The sequence below is a fragment of the Shewanella sp. NKUCC05_KAH genome, from assembly GCF_019345585.1.
GTDB classification, from domain to species: domain Bacteria; phylum Pseudomonadota; class Gammaproteobacteria; order Enterobacterales; family Shewanellaceae; genus Shewanella; species Shewanella oncorhynchi.
The window spans coordinates 30,191-47,094 of record NZ_JAHKQZ010000025.1 but is presented as its reverse complement, the minus strand read 5'-3'; the positions used below and the strand labels follow the sequence as shown (position 1 = coordinate 47,094).

The window sequence follows — 16,904 nt, the reverse complement described above, 5'->3', positions numbered from 1 at the left end:
AGCCGCCTTTAGTATTATTTTCACTTTATGCTTTGCTAAAGGTAGGGCTTATTTTAAGCCTTTTTTCTCAAGACCTGCATAAATAATCTTCTGCTGCGTGATGGCAACTATGTTACCTACTAACCAGTACAGTACTAGACCTGATGGGAACCACAGGAAGAATACGGTAAAGATTACTGGCATCCATTGCATCATTTTCACTTGCATTGGATCCATTGTCGGCGCAATTGGTTGCATCTTCTGCATTACAAACATAGAGACGCCCATCAGCAGCGGCAGTATGTAGTAAGGATCTTGTACCGATAAATCGTGGATCCACAGCATAAATGGTGCATGACGTAATTCGAAGCTTTCTAGCAATACCCAGTATAAGGCAATGAAGATTGGCATCTGTAAAATAATAGGTAAACAGCCACCCATAGGGTTAACTTTTTCTTTCTTATACAGTTCCATCATGGCTTGACCCATCTTTTGACGGTCATCACCAAAGCGTTCTTTCAAATCTGTCAGCTTAGGTTGCAGATTACGCATCTTCGCCATTGAGGTGTACTGCGCTTTTGTCAGCGGGAACAGTAAACCACGAACGGTTAACGTGATCAGAATAATTGCCACACCCCAGTTACCGACGAATGATTGATAGAACATCAATAGCCAGTGAATAGGAACTGCTAACCACCATAAGAAACCGTAATCGACCACGAGATTTAAGGTTTCAGAAATCGCTGACAGTGCCGCTTGATCCTTAGGACCAACATAGAACTGTGAGCTAATTTCTTGGCTGGCACCAGGTGCAATATCGTATACCGCGCCGCGGAAACCAATATTAGCTAAACCGCCAGCACTGACACTAGAAAAAATAGTGTTGCTGTCAGTTGCGGGTGGCACCCAAGCTGAAACGAAATAGTGTTGTAACATGGCTGCCCAACCGCCTAAAGTGGCTTGGTTCAGGTTACTTTTGGCCATGTCGTCAAAGTTGTATTTTTCATAGCGCACATCATTCGTTGAGAACGCACCACCACGATAGGTAGGCATCATCATGCTGCTTTCAGATGGCTTGATCGTTTGTTTAATCTGACCGTACATCTGAACTTGCAGTGGTGCTGCTGAAGTGTTGTTGATTTTATAGTCAACATCTATGTTGAACTTACCGCGATGGAATACGAACACTTTAGTGTAAGTCACACCATTGTCAGCGATATAAGTTAACGGTACTTCTAAGGTATCTTGGCCTTCGGCTAAGGTATATTCAGTTGCCGTTGTGCTAAATGCGGCACGGCCTTTTGCGCTGCTATCGATACCATCGCGACCAATTAGGCCGCTTTGAGCGATATAAGTGAAATCATTCGTTTGCTCAAGCAATACGAATGGTTGATCTTTCTCTAGTTCTTTTTTGTGCGAAACTAACGCAGCAAAAACGATGTCACCACCCACTGGATTGATCTGAATGTCTAACTGATCTGTTTTTACCGTAATCAGTTTGCTGTTTGCAGTAACTGCTGCAGCAGGAACACCTGTATCAGCTTCTGGAACATCGGCACTGTGCGAGCTTGCCGCGTTCGCCACTAAGGACGATTCGGTTGCAACGGGTTTAGGAGCTTTGTCTGCTTGCCACTGTTGCCACAGCAAAAAGCTGACAAACAGTAGTCCTATGAGCAATATATTGCGTTGAGATTCCATAGCCTATTTATTACACCTATCATTTTTAGGGGGGACGGGATCACTACCGCCGGGATGTAAAGGGTGACATTTTAATATGCGTTTCAATGCAAACCAACAACCTTTCGCGGTTCCATGCACTTTTATTGCTTCAATAGCGTAGTGAGAGCAGGTGGGATTGAAACGGCATCGAGGGCCCAGTATAGGGCTTATGAATACTTGATAGCCACGAATTAACGTGGTCGCTAGCCATTGTAGCGGCGACTGAGTTTGCGCCATAGCTTTTCTATCAATTTGTTGATTTCAGCGTTTTCCATTTCCATCACGCCATTTCTGACAAGCACAACAATATCAAGATGAGGAATGTCGTGTTGATTTAAGCGAAAACTATCTCTGATCACGCGCTTAATACGGTTACGTTGATTGGCGCGTTTTACATAGCGTTTAGCAACAGTAAGGCCCATACGCGGATGTTGTTCCGTGTTAGGAATAGCGAGCAAGGTAATTTCAGCAGAAGATGCTTTGATGGGATTGGAAAATACAGATTTAAATTGCGCGGGAGTTAACAAACGTAACTCCCGCGAAAAGGTATAGCTAGTCAACTAGTTACCCACTTATTAAGCAGATAAACGAGCGCGACCTTTCGCACGACGACGTGCAAGCACCTTACGGCCGCCTACAGTAGCCATACGAGCGCGGAAGCCGTGAGAACGCTTGCGCTTCAGGTTGCTAGGTTGAAAAGTACGTTTACTCATGATGGCAATCCGTCTTTGTTATTAGTGAACATATCCTTATCTCTAGGATAGAGGTAAGGGCAAAAAAGAGGCCGAATTGTAATCACAATACTTAGTCACGTCAACAACGAAAGTAAGTAAGTGCTTTATTTCTGCCAGCGTATCCTTAGATCAATCCCCAGAATACACCATAAGATGTGGATAACTCTGTGTACGGACACTACATGTAGTAGTGCAGGGGATCTTCGAGCCGATCGAAGGGGCGCCATTATAGATCAATGTGGATCGCTTAATAAAGCAGGATTTGCGGTTAGTGCTGAATAAAAGGATCGTTTTGGATCTTTGATGATCGAGGATATCCACATAGAATGATCTCGCTGGGGATAAATATTTTTTAAGGATAGCGATCCTTGAGATCTCGCTATAGAATACACCTCTTTTTTGATGATCTTTTGGGGATAACTAAGTGGCTGTTTCACTTTGGCAACAATGTATCGGACGACTGCAAGATGAGCTTTCTGCTCAGCAGTTCAGTATGTGGATCAGACCGTTACAAGCCGAAATGGATGGAGATACTCTGGTGCTTTATGCGCCCAACCGCTTCGTGCTTGATTGGGTCAGAGATAAGTACATCAATATCATTAATCAGTTCTTTACTGAGCAGATGGGTAGTGACGCGCCTAAATTGCGTTTCGATATAGGTAGTCGTCCTTCGGCGAAAAAGCCAAGTGTACCGGCACCGATTGCGCCAACGCGAGCACCTAATACTCAAACGAAAGCGACTGTGGGCACGACTTTTAATGTCCAAGCCGAGCCTATGGCGAACGCGAATCACCGCAGTAACATCAATCCTAGCTACCAGTTTGATAACTTCGTAGAAGGTAAGTCGAACCAATTAGGTAAGGCTGCGGCGTTACAAGTGGCTGAAAATCCGGGTGGTGCTTATAACCCACTATTTTTATATGGCGGAACAGGTCTAGGTAAGACTCACTTGTTGCACGCTGTCGGTAACGGGATCATTAAAAATAATCCGAATGCCAAAGTGGTTTACATGCATTCCGAGCGTTTTGTTCAGGACATGGTTAAAGCGCTACAAAACAATGCGATCGAAGAATTTAAACGTTACTACCGTAGTGTTGATGCCTTGTTTATCGATGACATTCAATTCTTTGCCAATAAAGACAGATCCCAAGAAGAATTCTTCCATACCTTCAATGCGCTGCTTGAAGGGAATCACCAAATTATTTTGACTTCAGATCGTTATCCAAAAGAGATCGACGGTGTTGAAGACAGATTGAAATCGCGTTTCGGTTGGGGTTTAACTGTGGCTATTGAGCCACCAGAGTTAGAAACCCGCGTAGCGATCTTGATGCGTAAAGCTCAAGAGAGCGGCATTAATTTACCCGATGAAGTGGCTTTCTTTATTGCTAAGCGTTTACGTTCAAACGTACGCGAGCTAGAAGGGGCATTAAACCGCGTTATCGCCAACGCTAACTTCACGGGTCGGCCAATTACTATTGATTTTGTTCGTGAAGCCTTACGTGACCTCTTGGCACTTCAAGAAAAATTAGTCACTATAGACAATATTCAGAAAACCGTAGCTGAATACTACAAGATCAAGATGGCTGATATGTTGTCTAAGCGTCGTTCACGCAGTGTCGCACGCCCAAGGCAAGTGGCAATGGCGTTATCCAAAGAATTAACTAACCAAAGCTTGCCGGAAATTGGTGATGCTTTTGGTGGTCGAGATCACACCACAGTGTTGCATGCCTGTCGTAAGATTGCTCAGCTACGGGAAGAGAGCCACGACATTAAAGAAGATTATGCTAATTTGATTAGAACCTTATCTTCTTAAAACAAGGAATTTGGACACGATGAAATTCTCAATTGATAGGGATGCCCTATTAAAGCCGTTGCAATTGGTGTGTGGTGCGGTAGAAAGACGCCATAACTTGCCCATTTTGTCTAACCTCCTTGTAGAAGTAAGTGGTCACTCACTTAAGCTGACTGGTACAGATTTAGAGGTCGAACTCGTGGGCCAAGCTGTGGTTCACGGTGATATCGAAGAAGGTCGTACTACGGTTCCGGCGAAGAAACTGCTCGATATTGTTAAGTCTTTGCCAGAACAAAGCGAACTGAAAGTCGAACAACAAGATAATAAATGGTTGCTGCGTTCAGGCCGTAGCCGTTTTTCCTTAGCGACGTTGCCCGCAGAAGAATACCCCAATGTTGAAGCCTTCCAAGCTGAGATTGAATTTAGCTTGAAGCAGGGCGTGTTGAAGTCAATTATCGACTCGACGCAGTTTTCGATGGCTAACCAAGATGTACGCTATTACCTCAACGGATTATTGTTTGAAACAGAAGGTAATGTTTTGCGTGCGATAGCGACCGACGGTCATCGTTTAGCCTTAAGTCATCGTACGATTGAAGCACAATTACCGGAAAAACAAGTCATTGTGCCCCGTAAAGGCGTAATTGAAATGGCGCGCTTATTGGAGTCTGACGATCTCGATATCACCATTGCTATTGGTGATAATGCTATTCGTGCTACTACGGCTAACACAGTATTTACCAGTAAATTAGTCGATGGTCGCTTCCCTGATTATCGCCGTGTATTGCCAAAGGGCGGTGATAAAATTGTGATTGCGAGTCGTAATCACCTGAAGCAAGCGCTGACGCGGGCTTCTATTTTATCCAATGAAAAATTCCGTGGTGTGCGTATTCAACTCGAAAATGGTCTGCTCAAGATCACCGCTAATAATCCTGAACAGGAAGAAGCGGAAGAAATCATTGATGTGGAATACAACAATCAGGCCTTAGAAATTGGTTTTAACGTCAGTTACTTACTGGACGTGCTCAACAACCTTAAGTCCGATGATGTGCGTATCACACTCATTGATGGTAACTCCAGCGCCCTAATCGAAAACCATTTGGAAGAAGATTCCATGTATGTGGTTATGCCGATGCGCTTATAAACCATCGATTTTTACGTTACCCGTGTCTGTACCTCTGTCTTCGATGTCTATGCCGCTTAACGGCGGCACAGTGTTTAATGCACAGCATTGGCCATTCCTTCACTCATTTACCGATAGTCTTAGCCTGTGGCAGCGATTGAGTTGCTCGTTAAGTGCTATGAATCCTTGCCTACGCCGTTTACGCGGCTTAATGAGTAATGCATGAGCCTGACCCGTCTCAATATCGAAGCGTTTCGCAACATTCAGTCCGCACAGTTAATCCCAGCATCTGGGATTAACGTGATTTATGGTCAAAATGGCAGCGGAAAAACCAGTATTTTAGAAGCCATTTATTTCCTCGGTATGGGGCGCTCGTTTCGCAGTCATTTATCCCAACGAGTGATTAATCACGATGACGATAAATTAACGCTATTTGCGACTTTAAATTTAGCGCGCGGTGACAGTAAAATTGGTTTACGCCGATTTCGCAATGGTGAGACGGAAGTGAAAATCGACGGCGAAAAAGTCAAACGTCTGTCGACCTTAGCCGAAGCTTTACCTATTCAAGTGATCACACCTGAAAGCTTTTCTTTACTGTTTGAAGGCCCAAAATCCCGTCGACAATTTATCGATTGGGGCGCATTTCATGCTGACCCACAGTTTTATGGCGCTTGGACGAATGTTCGTCGCGTTCTTAAGCAAAGAAATCAATTGCTTAGAAACGGTTCGGCTTACAGTCATATTCAATTTTGGGATCAAGAGTTTGTGCGCTATGCCGAGCAGGTCACCGAAATACGAAACCATTATGTAGACTCGTTAAATGAGCTACTTAAGGGTATAATCGGGGAGTTTTTACCGAGTGTAGATGTGAAGGTTTCATTTACGCGCGGCTGGGATAGTAAAACGGATTTTGCAGAACTACTCGAAAACCAATATTCCAGAGATTTGGCCACAGGTCATACCGTCAGCGGTCCCCATAAAGCTGACCTTAGACTTCGTGTAGGCACTTTGCCGGCGCAGGATGCCCTGTCCCGTGGTCAATTGAAATTATTAGTCTGTGCACTGCGTATTGCACAGGGAAAGTTGCTCAAACAACAAATAGATAAAAACAGTATTTATCTTGTGGACGATCTTCCGTCCGAGTTGGATGCACAGCATAGGCAGCTATTGCTTAAGCAGTTAACGGATACCGGAGCACAAGTTTTTGTGACCGCCATTGATCCTGCTGCAATAGTCGATTCGTTACACACGCCTCCCAGTAGGATGTTTCATGTGGAACAGGGACGTGTAACGGTAATTGAATAACCATTGAGAGAATAATATGTCAGAGAATAGTTACGATTCTTCGAGTATTAAGGTCCTTAAGGGCCTTGATGCAGTACGTAAGAGACCTGGGATGTATATTGGTGACACCGACGACGGTACGGGTCTACATCATATGGTGTTCGAAGTAGTCGATAACTCTATCGATGAAGCCTTAGCCGGCCACTGTAGCGATATTACGATTACTATCCATGTAGATGGTTCGGTTTCTGTTAAGGATGACGGCCGTGGTATTCCGGTCTCTATCCATGAGGAAGAAGGCGTATCGGCGGCAGAAGTTATTATGACGGTATTGCATGCCGGCGGTAAGTTCGACGATAACTCCTATAAAGTGTCTGGCGGTCTCCACGGCGTGGGTGTATCGGTTGTAAACGCTTTATCTAAAAAGCTGCAAATGACCATTCGTCGTGCTGGCAAAGTATACGAGCAGTTTTATACTCACGGTGTGCCTGATGCGCCGATCAAAGAGATTGGTGATGCAACCAAAACCGGTACTGAAATCCGTTTTTGGCCAAGTGAAGATACCTTCAGCGATGTTGAGTTTCACTTTGAAATTCTGGCAAAGCGTGTGCGTGAACTGTCTTTCCTTAACTCAGGCGTGGGTATTCGTCTGGTTGATGAACGCGACAATAAAAATGAATTTTTCAAATACGAAGGCGGGATTAGCGCATTCGTCGATTACCTGAACCGTAATAAAACGCCAGTCAACAAAGATGTATTCCACTTTATGCAAGAACGTGAAGATGGCATTACCGTTGAAGTGGCTATGCAGTGGAATGACGGTTATCAGGAAAATATTTTCTGTTTTACCAACAACATCCCACAGCGTGATGGTGGTACTCACTTAGTCGGTTTCCGTAGTGCGTTGACACGTAACCTCAACAGCTACATGGAAAACGAAGGCTATAACAAAAAAGGCAAAACCAGCGCGACTGGCGACGATGCCCGCGAAGGCTTGACTGCCGTTATCTCTGTTAAAGTGCCAGATCCAAAGTTCAGCTCGCAAACCAAAGACAAACTGGTTTCTAGTGAAGTGAAAACCGCGGTTGAACAAACCATGGGTGAGAAGCTGAACGATTATCTGCTGGAAAACCCAGCTGATGCGAAGTTGATCGTCGGTAAGATTGTCGATGCTGCCCGTGCCCGTGAAGCGGCGCGTAAAGCTCGTGAAATGACCCGTCGTAAAGGCGCACTCGATTTAGGTGGTTTGCCAGGTAAGCTGGCCGATTGCCAAGAAAAAGATCCTGGTCTTTCAGAAATTTACATAGTGGAAGGTGACTCTGCTGGCGGTAGTGCTAAGCAGGGACGTAACCGTAAGAACCAAGCGATTTTGCCACTGAAAGGTAAAATTCTAAACGTTGAGAAGGCCCGCTTCGATAAGATGTTGTCTTCTCAAGAAGTGGCCACACTGATCACGGCACTTGGCTGTGGTATTGGTCGCGACGAATATAACCCAGATAAAACCCGTTATCACAACATCATCATCATGACGGATGCTGACGTCGACGGCTCGCACATTCGTACTTTGCTGTTGACCTTCTTCTTCCGTCAAATGCCTGAATTGATTGAACGTGGTTATGTGTATATTGCTCAACCGCCTTTATTTAAAGTGAAAAAGGGCAAGCAAGAACAGTATTTGAAAGATGAGCCAGCATTGACTCAATACCTCACGACTCAAGCATTGGATGGCACTGTTGTGTATCCAACGCAAGGTGCGATTGGTATGTCAGGTGAGCCGTTAGAGCGTTTAGTGACTCAGTATCGTGAAGTGGAAGCCATTGTGACTCGTTTAGAGCAGCGCTATCCAACGCACATTACTAACCGTATGCTTTACCACCCAATGATCACCAACGAGATGTTGGCCGATGAAGGCAAGATGAAAGAGTGGATCGATGCCTTTATCCATGAGCTGGTGGAAATGGAAAACAGCGGTGTACTGTATTCTGCTGAGCCGATTCTCGATCCTGAGCGTAAAGTGTATCTGCCTAAGATCACCATTCGTAAGCACGGTATCGATACTAACTATCTGTTTACTTATGACTTCTTCCAATCAAGCGATTATCAACGTATCGGTAAGTTAGGTGCGGCGTTAGATGGCATGATTGAAGAAGGCGGCTATGTACAACGCGGCGATCGTGTTAAAGAAGTCGGCAGCTTCCTCGAAGCGCTAGATTGGACAATTTCTGAAGCCAAACGCGGCTTATACATTCAACGTTATAAAGGATTGGGTGAGATGAACCCTGAGCAATTGTGGGAAACTACAATGGATCCTGAATCACGCCGTATGTTGCAAGTCACGATTGATGATGCTGTGGGTGCCGATCAGTTGTTCACTTGTTTGATGGGTGATCAAGTTGAACCTCGTCGTGAGTTCATCGAAGCGAACGCATTGAACGTGGCTAACTTAGACGTTTAATGCTAGATGTATAATATTAGACGTGTAATGCGTGTTAAGACTCGCGTTAGTACTTGAATGATTAAGGGAAAGCCAAGGCTTTCCCTTTTTTATCTCTATGATTTATCTCTTTATCGATCAATACCCGCTTCATCCGCTGCAACAATTTCAGTTTCTGCTTTAGCCGCATTAATCCACGCCTGCATTTCCGGACAGCTGATCACATGCTGCATATAGGCACGGCTTGCCTGCGAGACTTCAATATCGTAGGTAAGAAAACGCATAACCACAGGGGCAAACATCATGTCGGCAATCGACCATTGGCCAAATAACCAAGTACCTTCGGCATGTGATGGGGCAAACTCGGCCATCTGTGCAGACCAAATCGCATCGATGCGCTCAATGTCTTTGCGGACCGCATCAGTGAGCTCAACATAGCGCCTCGCGCGTATGTTCATTGGTAGAGCGTTACGCACGGCATTAAAGCCTGAATGCATTTCACTGGCAATCGATCTAGCCTTGGCTTTTTGTTTAGGATCTTGCGGCCATGCGCTACCAGCAAGATAGGTGTCGTTGAGGTATTCACAAATTGATAGTGAATCCCATACCGTAATGCCGCCATCGACTAATGTCGGTACTTTTAACGTCGGCGAAATGGCTTTGAGTTGCTGATAGAAGCTGTTGGTATCGAGTTGCAGTAATACTTCGTTGAACGCTACGCCAGATTTTGCGGCCATTAACCAAGCTCGCAGTGACCAGCTAGAGTAGTTTTTATTGCCAATATAAAGATCCATTGTTTGTCCTTGAGTGAAATGCCGAGTGTTTCTGCAAAGCTACTATATGGACTCATTTCACCTATGACTAATGAATATTTTACCCTTTCTACATCCGCTAATACGCGTCATTTCTCTTGAGCTTACGAGTCACTTTTATTGAATTTAAACGACTCACAGCATTGAGATAATTTAACCATATCTTAATTACTTTGTTCGATGGATTCTGTCGAGATGAAGGCTAATTGGCGAGATAAATGGATGTGGCAGCGAGTGATTTACCCCGTAAGTGCACTGATTTTTATGCTATCGGCGGTGGCAAACGCCGATGAGGCAAATAAGTTATTGAATATGTGTAAGGCCTGTCATGGCGAGTCCGGTGTGAGTCGTTTTGAGCATATTCCTAACATTGAATGGCAAAACTCAGAATACCTATTGAAGCAACTGCGAGCCTTTAAGGCGGGGGATCGCCAAGATCCCACTATGACTAAAGTCGCCCAACTCTTGACTGAGGCTGATATGCAGCTGATGGCGGATTACTTTTACCTCGGAAAGGATAAATAACATGGATCTTAATCGTCGGGTTTTTATTAAAGGTGCGGTAGCGACGTCTGTGTTATCAGCTTTACCCGTTAAGTGGGTATTTGCCGATCAGCTTCCCGCAGCCGTCACTCCTCTGGATATATCAGCATTAACTTGGACTAAGGCAGAGGACTTGCCTAGTTATTTCAAAGTGTTAAACACTCATCCACTGAATGCGTTTCCGCCGGAGCATAAGCTCGCTCCTGCTGTGACGCCTGCCGATGCATCGTTTATCCGTTGGAATGGCATAGTGCCTGATTTTAAGGTGCTGGATGCTAAGACTTGGACTTTTAAAGTGGATGGCGAGTCCGTTGCTACTCCGAAAACCTACACAATCGATGAGCTCAAGCGCCGCTTTAAGCATTACACATTACAGTTACTGATTGAATGTGGTGGTAATAGTCGCTCTGGCTTCTTTCCTAGCACTAAAGGCAATCAATGGAATAATGCTGGCGTATTTTGCTCCGAGTGGACAGGTGTCTTAGTGAGTGATGTGCTTAAGGATTGTGGTATTAAAGCTGATGCTGTTTATACAGGCCACCACGGTGTTGATCGGCATTTGAGCGGCAAAGGTGAGGCTATTTCACGCGGCGTACCAATAAAGGCGGCGCTCGAAGAGCTTGGGCTTATTGCATGGTCGATGAACGGTGAGGACATTCCGTATTTACATGGATATCCCTTACGTATTGTGTTTGGTGGACGGCCAGGCTCCGTTTCGCAAAAAGCGGCGACGGGGATCAGTGTGCGTAATAAAGTCCATGATGGACATAAAATGGAAGCACCAGCGTATCAACTCCCTAAATATCCTATAGCGCCAGGTGAGTCCGTTGATGATAAAGACTATAAAATCATTGAAGAAATGATAGTGAAGTCATTGATCACTCAACCCCAATCTGGAACCGAATTAGCTGTGGGTCAAAAGATTACTATCGCAGGCCATGCTTGGGCGGGATTGCGGGAAGTGGTTAAGGTGGAAGTAAGCTACGATTATGGCACCCGTTGGTTTGCCGCTGAATTAGAAAAACCTAAAAACATAACAGCATGGCAGCAATGGAAGATTGAATTGCAATTACCGTCGCAGGGCTATTATGAAATCTGGGCCAAAGCAACCGATAGTGAAGGTGATAGTCAGCCAGTCGTACAACCGCAATGGAATCCTAAGGGATATATGTTTAACGGCTGCCACCGTATTGCCGTTAGGGTGGTGTGATGAAGTCGCATATCAATAAACTGATATTGCTTGGGCTAGTAGCATCCAGTATTTCGCTAGCCGCTGAGTATCCAGTGGACCCTAAATCGGGTTTGATCATGGCTCCTGGTTGGGAGTTAGTGAACTATCAATGTAATGCCTGCCATACCAGTATGATAGTCGTGCAAAACCACGGCGATAAAGCCTTTTGGAAAGAGACTTTGCAGTGGATGATAGACACTCAGGGTTTATGGGACTTGTCGGATACTTGGGAGCCCACCTTGAGTTATCTAAGCACTCATTATGGGCAGGCTGAAATGGATATGACGATCTTCAGACGTCTACCTTTAGAACCGAGCCTGCAGCCTGTGCTAGTTAACCCTTTCCCTAAGGAGCCAAAATGAAAGCGATTATCATAAGTTTAATTGCGCTATGTGGCTTATCTACAGAGGTTAATGGAGAGGTTTATCAAGCAGATATAGAGCGAGGTCAGGCATTGGCTACGGCACAGTGTGAGTCATGCCATGGCAATGCGGTGATCGCTATGGCCAAGCAATTCCCAAACTTAAAGGGACAAAAATTAGCTTATCTTAATAAACAGCTCGTCGATTTTAAAACCGGTTTACGACTCGATCCTTTGATGCAATCACAAGTCAGCGCGTTAAGCTCTGAGCAATTACAAGATGTGGCGCTGTTTTATAGCCAGCAAGTTACACCGAACCTAAGTGCGAATTAGCATTATTGTGGGGACTATTTGAATGAAGTCGAATGTGGCTTGCTAGGAATGCGGGATGATGTTTCTTGGCCGCGATGATTAAGCGGCCTGTTAACCTAGACTGCGTTGTAAGCGATAGAAGTAGTCATGCCATTCTGCTTGCGCCGTTGCGGCTTGTTCATCGTCAACCAATTCGAATTTAACTGTCTGCCCTGGGCGAGTTTGCGCGAGTTTCCACAGATCGGCTTCAATAATCACGGCGATTTGAGGATGATTGCTGGTGGTCTTAGCATCGGCAAGTAACACTAAAGGTTGCCCTGAAGCTGACACTTGAATGACTCCTGGCTTGACTGTATGTGATTGAATGGGAAATGGTTTTGCTAAGGTCAATATTTCCCCGTTGAGTATTGCACTTGCACGATTGCTTTCTGCCGAAAGTTGCCACTGTGTTTGCCAGAATATTTGCTGAGATTTCAACGAGAAGGCTTGGGTGTGCTTTGTTGCGAGTGCGCGAATATGCCCATTCCAACTTTTTTGAATTGCGCCAACTTGCCTTCTTAGTGGATGAGCGGAACCTAAGGTCAGGTTATCGCCAGCTTCTAATGCGCGGCCATGAAATCCACCGATACCTGAGGTTAAATCAGTTGCAGCAGAATCCATCACTAGCGGCACTTTAACGCCGCCGTCAACCGCAACATAGGCACGCATGCCTTTATTTCCCCCTCTAAGACTGAGTTTTTGTCCTGCCTTAATGGAGTAACGCCAGCCGCAAACTATGGGTTTATTGTCTATGCGGGCATCGAAATCGGCACCGGTTAAGGCAATCCAAGCATCGCGTTTAAACAAAAAAATCGATTGTCCGAAGGTCAATTCCAGTACGGGTGTATTGTCTGGATTTGAGAGTAGGCGGTTTGCTAAACACAGTGCAGGTCTATCTAAGGCACCAGCTTGGGTTACGCCTAAATGTCGATATCCCATGCGTCCGATATCTTGAACTGTGGTTAGTGCACCCGCTTTTATTACCTCGATCATCAAATTTTCCGTTGTTAGCTCGCGAGTAGATTGTTAATCACTTAAAGGGAGACAAAATATGTATCCCTTTAGGAATGGTAGGCATATTGTCAGTTAAATGATGCTGAAATGTAAGTTTTTTGAGGTTTCAACTTGTAACCAAGATTGTCTTTGTAAAAGCAGTGATGGTGGGATAGAAGAAGTCCGAAATGAATTGAATATGTTACACTTAAGCTAAGTATTAGCCTCTCTACAATGCCTTAATACATGGCTTGAGCTGATCAAAATGGATTTATGATGGGCAATATTTAACTGACTTTTTAACAATTATTTATAATGACAGGTTGATGCTTCTTGATTAAATCACTTTTTAACAAACTCTTTAATATTCGTGATACGGCGACCGTTGAGAGACCCAAAAGTTTTTCAACGACGGACTTAGGTAAGTCGCTTGAACCTGCGCGAAAGCCAGCTAAATCTCTTGAAGATATTAGCGTGGTATCTGTCGATTTATCTGCACTCTTTTATAGTTTGTTATTTCCGACACGGGTTAAGGACACTGGCGGTGTAGCGAATAATCTTGAACGTAGAGTCATGGCTGAGATAGAGCAGGCCTTAGCGTCGCCACAAGTCATCGCCGAAAAAGTGTTAAAGCTGCCGTCAAAGGTATTGGAGTTAGATCGTAAATTGGCCGACCCACAATTTGATATTAAGGATCTATTAGCGCTTATCGAGCGAGATCCTTTATTGAGTATTGAGGTGCTTAAGCTGTGTAATTCTCCCGCGTTTAAACGTAGCGATAGGGATATCACCAGTTTACAGCAGGCTTTGGTACAGCTTGGCCGCGAACAGTTGAGAAAATTTGTCACCACTTGTTTAGTGCGTGAAATGTTGGATATCAAACCAATCTATTTCCGTCGTTTTGGGGCAGAAATTTGGCGCCATTCGATGCAGGTTGCTTTTCTCGCCAGTGAGTTAAGCGATGAAGATCAAGATACGGCTTTTTTATTGGGCCTATTACACGATGTCGGCAAGTTGGCCATTTTTAAAATGCTCCTCGATGCATTTGTACAGGCAGAGCCGGGAGAACAGCCTAATTCTGGATTATTTAGACAAGTGATGACGACGAAATCGTTAACCTTGAGTTCATTGCTTGCTAAGCATTGGCAGTTACCCAATACCTTTGAAACAGAATTAGACAAGCTTGCCAGTGTAAACTCGCGCCCGCAAGCGGGGCTCGCCGCTGTGGTGTGGCGGGCGAATGTGATCAGCGAGATTTCTATGCTGCATCAAGCAGGGCAATTATCCCCTGAGATACTGACGAATTTACTGCAGCAAGTTAACTTGGATCATGCCCAATTTGATGGCTTACATCAAAAACTGCTGCAGTTCTGATTGGGCAATTTAATACTTGTGGTATAAGAAATCAGGACAATAAAAAACGCGCTATGTAGCGCGTTTTTTATAAGGTGATAATTTTATAAACCTTAGTATCGTTATTGCAGTAGTGATATATCCGCTACGTGCAGGAATTGCTCGCGTAGATTATTCAATAATGCTAAACGATTGTTTTTCAAGGCTTCATCATCCGCCATAACCATTACATCTTCGAAAAACTGATCGACGCTTTCACGCAGTCCAGCTAACAAAGTTAAGGCTTGTTGGTAATCAGCATTGGCAAACAAAGGTGCCAACTGTGGTTGTAGCTCGTTTAACTTGGCCGCTAATGCTTGCTCTGCGGCTTCGGTCAACAAACTTGCATTGATCGTTGTCGGTAAAGCGCCTTCAACCTTAGCCAGAATGTTAGATACACGTTTGTTCGCTGCTGCAAGTGCGCCAGAAGCTTCTAGGCTTCTAAAGTGTGATACTGCATTGATACGACTATCAAAATCAGCTGGGCGTGTTGGGCGACGTGCTAGCACGGCTAAGATCACATCAACACCAATACCTTTATCTTGATACCAAGCGCGGAAGCGAGCCATTAAGAACTCTAACACTTCGTCGCTTGCATTGGCGTTGCTTAAGTTAGTGCCGTGGAGCTCCTGAGCTTTGGCTATCAGCGTTACTAAGTCCAGTGGCAGTTTATTCTCAACGATAATACGCAGCACACCGATGGCGGCACGGCGTAGGGCAAAGGGATCGGTAGCGCCTTTGGGTGCTTGGCCAATACCAAAGATACCGACTAAAGTATCGAGCTTGTCTGCTAATGCGACTGCGCAAGATACGCCAGCACTAGGCACTGTATCGCCAGAGAACTTAGGCTTGTATTGCTCTTCCATCGCAATCGCAACAGCTTCGGTTTCACCATCAAGGCGGGCGTAGTGCATGCCCATAGTGCCTTGAGTGTCGGTAAACTCCATCACCATATTGGTCATCAAATCGGTTTTAGATAACAAACCTGCACGGGCTGCATCAACCGTATTTGCGCCAGTTTGCTCGGCAATAAAGGCGGCTAGGGCAGAAATACGATTCACTTTGTCTTTTAAGGTACCGAGCTGCTGTTGGAACAGGACGGTTTCTAGGCTAGGTAACCGCGATTCCAGCGTGTGTTTTTTATCGGTATTAAAAAAGAACTCGGCGTCGGCAAGACGTGGGCGAACGACTTTCTCGTTACCTGAGATAATTTGCGCGGGATCTTTAGATTCGATATTGGCCACAAAGATAAAGTTTGGCAGTAACTTGCCTGCATCATCAAAGACTGGGAAGTATTTTTGGTCGCCTTTCATGGTATAGACCAAAGCTTCAGACGGTACACTTAAGAATTTTTCTTCGAAGCTAGCGGTCAATACTACTGGCCATTCAACCAAAGAGGTGACCTCTTCCAGCAGGCTATCTTCGATATCGGCTGTGCCACCAATCTTAGCGGCGGCTTTTTCGGCATCGGCTTTGATTAATGCTTTACGGCTTTCGTAATCGGCGATGACTTTGCCTTTTTCTTTTAGGTCGGCAAGGTAATGATCAGCGTGTGCTAATTCAAACTGCTTGAGCCCCATAAAGCGGTGACCGCGAACAGTGCGTGCTGATTTGATACCCAGCAATTCACCTTCAATCAACTCACTGCCTAACAACATAGTCGCGGTGTGCACAGGGCGAATAAATTGGGTTTTATTATTGCCCCAGCGCATTGGCTTAGGAATGGGCAATTTATCGAGTGCACGTTGAGCCATAGCAGCGATCAAACTTTTGGTTTCGACGCCTTCAACTTTGGCGTTATGGACTAACCATTCGCCTTTATCTGTAACTAAACGTTCGGCTTGTTCAACAGTAATACCATTACCACGTGCCCAACCTTCAGCGGCTTTCGTCGGTTTGCCTTCAGCATCGAATGCTGAACTTACGGCTGGACCGCGTTTTTCAACGACTTTGTCAGCTTGCGCAAGGGCCAGTTCAGTGACGTTAATAGCCAGACGACGTGGCGCTGCGTACCAAACGGCTGAGCTGAACGCTAAATCGGCTTTGGTGAGTTCTTCAGTAAAGTTAGCTAAAAAGGATTCAGCCAGTTTACGCAGTGACTTAGGTGGTAACTCTTCCGTACCTAACTCTATGAGTAAGTTTTCAAAATTCATGTTTTT

Annotated in this window: 17 protein-coding genes; 10 read left to right on the top strand and 7 right to left on the bottom strand. The window is 45.0% G+C overall.

Features of this window, described 5'->3' with window-relative positions:
• Positions 1-48: 48 nt before the first annotated feature.
• From yidC to rpmH, 4 genes are read right to left on the bottom strand one after another with little or no spacing between them, the layout of a single operon-like run.
• Positions 49-1,677: a membrane protein insertase YidC gene (gene yidC, locus KO533_RS19560; RefSeq protein ID WP_105250801.1), complete on the bottom strand. Its 1,629-nt coding sequence runs from the start codon at positions 1,675-1,677 to the stop codon at positions 49-51.
• Between the two features lie 3 nt (positions 1,678-1,680).
• The gene (yidD, locus tag KO533_RS19555) at positions 1,681-1,935 is read right to left on the bottom strand and encodes a membrane protein insertion efficiency factor YidD (RefSeq protein WP_006083829.1); all 255 of its coding nucleotides are present in this window, start codon (positions 1,933-1,935) and stop codon (positions 1,681-1,683) included.
• Complete coding sequence (gene rnpA / locus KO533_RS19550; RefSeq protein WP_105250802.1) at positions 1,902-2,258, bottom strand: ribonuclease P protein component; 357 nt, start codon at positions 2,256-2,258, stop codon at positions 1,902-1,904. The genes yidD and rnpA overlap by 34 nt, the downstream gene beginning before the upstream one ends.
• 15 nt (positions 2,259-2,273) lie before the next feature.
• Positions 2,274-2,411, bottom strand: a complete 138-nt coding sequence (gene rpmH, locus KO533_RS19545; RefSeq protein WP_006083827.1) for a 50S ribosomal protein L34 — start codon at positions 2,409-2,411, stop codon at positions 2,274-2,276.
• A 445-nt stretch (positions 2,412-2,856) separates the two neighbouring features.
• Here rpmH and dnaA point away from each other — a divergent pair, with 445 nt between their 5' ends.
• The 5 genes from dnaA to gyrB are packed head-to-tail and all read left to right on the top strand — an operon-like array spanning position 2,857 to position 9,083.
• The gene (gene dnaA, locus KO533_RS19540) at positions 2,857-4,245 is read left to right on the top strand and encodes a chromosomal replication initiator protein DnaA (RefSeq protein ID WP_113941415.1); all 1,389 of its coding nucleotides are present in this window, start codon (positions 2,857-2,859) and stop codon (positions 4,243-4,245) included.
• Between the two features lie 19 nt (positions 4,246-4,264).
• Complete coding sequence (dnaN, locus tag KO533_RS19535; protein ID WP_105250803.1) at positions 4,265-5,365, top strand: DNA polymerase III subunit beta; 1,101 nt, start codon at positions 4,265-4,267, stop codon at positions 5,363-5,365.
• Complete coding sequence (locus KO533_RS19530) at positions 5,340-5,570, top strand: hypothetical protein (RefSeq protein ID WP_219255773.1); 231 nt, start codon at positions 5,340-5,342, stop codon at positions 5,568-5,570. Before dnaN ends, KO533_RS19530 begins: the two co-directional genes overlap by 26 nt.
• Positions 5,567-6,649 (top strand): DNA replication/repair protein RecF, encoded by a 1,083-nt coding sequence (gene recF / locus KO533_RS19525; protein WP_219255772.1) that lies wholly within the window; start codon positions 5,567-5,569, stop codon positions 6,647-6,649. The genes KO533_RS19530 and recF overlap by 4 nt, the downstream gene beginning before the upstream one ends.
• A gap of 16 nt (positions 6,650-6,665) precedes the next feature.
• Entirely contained in the window at positions 6,666-9,083 is a 2,418-nt protein-coding gene (gene gyrB, locus KO533_RS19520) for a DNA topoisomerase (ATP-hydrolyzing) subunit B (RefSeq protein ID WP_219255771.1), read from the top strand.
• Between the two features lie 110 nt (positions 9,084-9,193).
• Here the strand turns inward: gyrB and KO533_RS19515 are convergent, their stop codons facing one another.
• Positions 9,194-9,856, bottom strand: a complete 663-nt coding sequence (locus KO533_RS19515; RefSeq protein WP_219255770.1) for a glutathione S-transferase family protein — start codon at positions 9,854-9,856, stop codon at positions 9,194-9,196.
• 240 nt (positions 9,857-10,096) lie between these two features.
• Here KO533_RS19515 and KO533_RS19510 point away from each other — a divergent pair, with 240 nt between their 5' ends.
• The 4 genes from KO533_RS19510 to KO533_RS19495 are packed head-to-tail and all read left to right on the top strand — an operon-like array spanning position 10,097 to position 12,342.
• On the top strand, positions 10,097-10,399 hold the full coding sequence (locus KO533_RS19510) for a cytochrome C (protein ID WP_212601140.1): 303 nt from the start codon (positions 10,097-10,099) through the stop codon (positions 10,397-10,399).
• A 1-nt stretch (position 10,400) separates the two neighbouring features.
• Positions 10,401-11,627 carry a sulfite oxidase gene (locus KO533_RS19505; protein WP_219255769.1) on the top strand — a complete coding sequence of 409 codons (1,227 nt, stop codon included), beginning with the start codon at positions 10,401-10,403 and terminating at the stop codon, positions 11,625-11,627.
• The gene (locus KO533_RS19500) at positions 11,627-12,010 is read left to right on the top strand and encodes a cytochrome C (RefSeq protein ID WP_219255768.1); all 384 of its coding nucleotides are present in this window, start codon (positions 11,627-11,629) and stop codon (positions 12,008-12,010) included. Before KO533_RS19505 ends, KO533_RS19500 begins: the two co-directional genes overlap by 1 nt.
• Complete coding sequence (locus KO533_RS19495; protein ID WP_198573716.1) at positions 12,007-12,342, top strand: c-type cytochrome; 336 nt, start codon at positions 12,007-12,009, stop codon at positions 12,340-12,342. The genes KO533_RS19500 and KO533_RS19495 overlap by 4 nt, the downstream gene beginning before the upstream one ends.
• Before the next feature lie 90 nt (positions 12,343-12,432).
• Here KO533_RS19495 and KO533_RS19490 read toward each other — a convergent pair whose 3' ends face one another.
• Complete coding sequence (locus tag KO533_RS19490) at positions 12,433-13,353, bottom strand: biotin-dependent carboxyltransferase family protein (protein WP_113941408.1); 921 nt, start codon at positions 13,351-13,353, stop codon at positions 12,433-12,435.
• 333 nt (positions 13,354-13,686) lie between these two features.
• Between KO533_RS19490 and KO533_RS19485 the strand changes: the two genes are divergently transcribed.
• Positions 13,687-14,727, top strand: coding sequence for an HDOD domain-containing protein (locus KO533_RS19485; RefSeq protein WP_219255767.1), 1,041 nt, complete (start codon positions 13,687-13,689; stop codon positions 14,725-14,727).
• A 101-nt stretch (positions 14,728-14,828) separates the two neighbouring features.
• Here the strand turns inward: KO533_RS19485 and glyS are convergent, their stop codons facing one another.
• On the bottom strand, positions 14,829-16,898 hold the full coding sequence (gene glyS / locus KO533_RS19480; RefSeq protein WP_219255765.1) for a glycine--tRNA ligase subunit beta: 2,070 nt from the start codon (positions 16,896-16,898) through the stop codon (positions 14,829-14,831).
• Between the last annotated feature and the right edge of the window lie 6 nt (positions 16,899-16,904).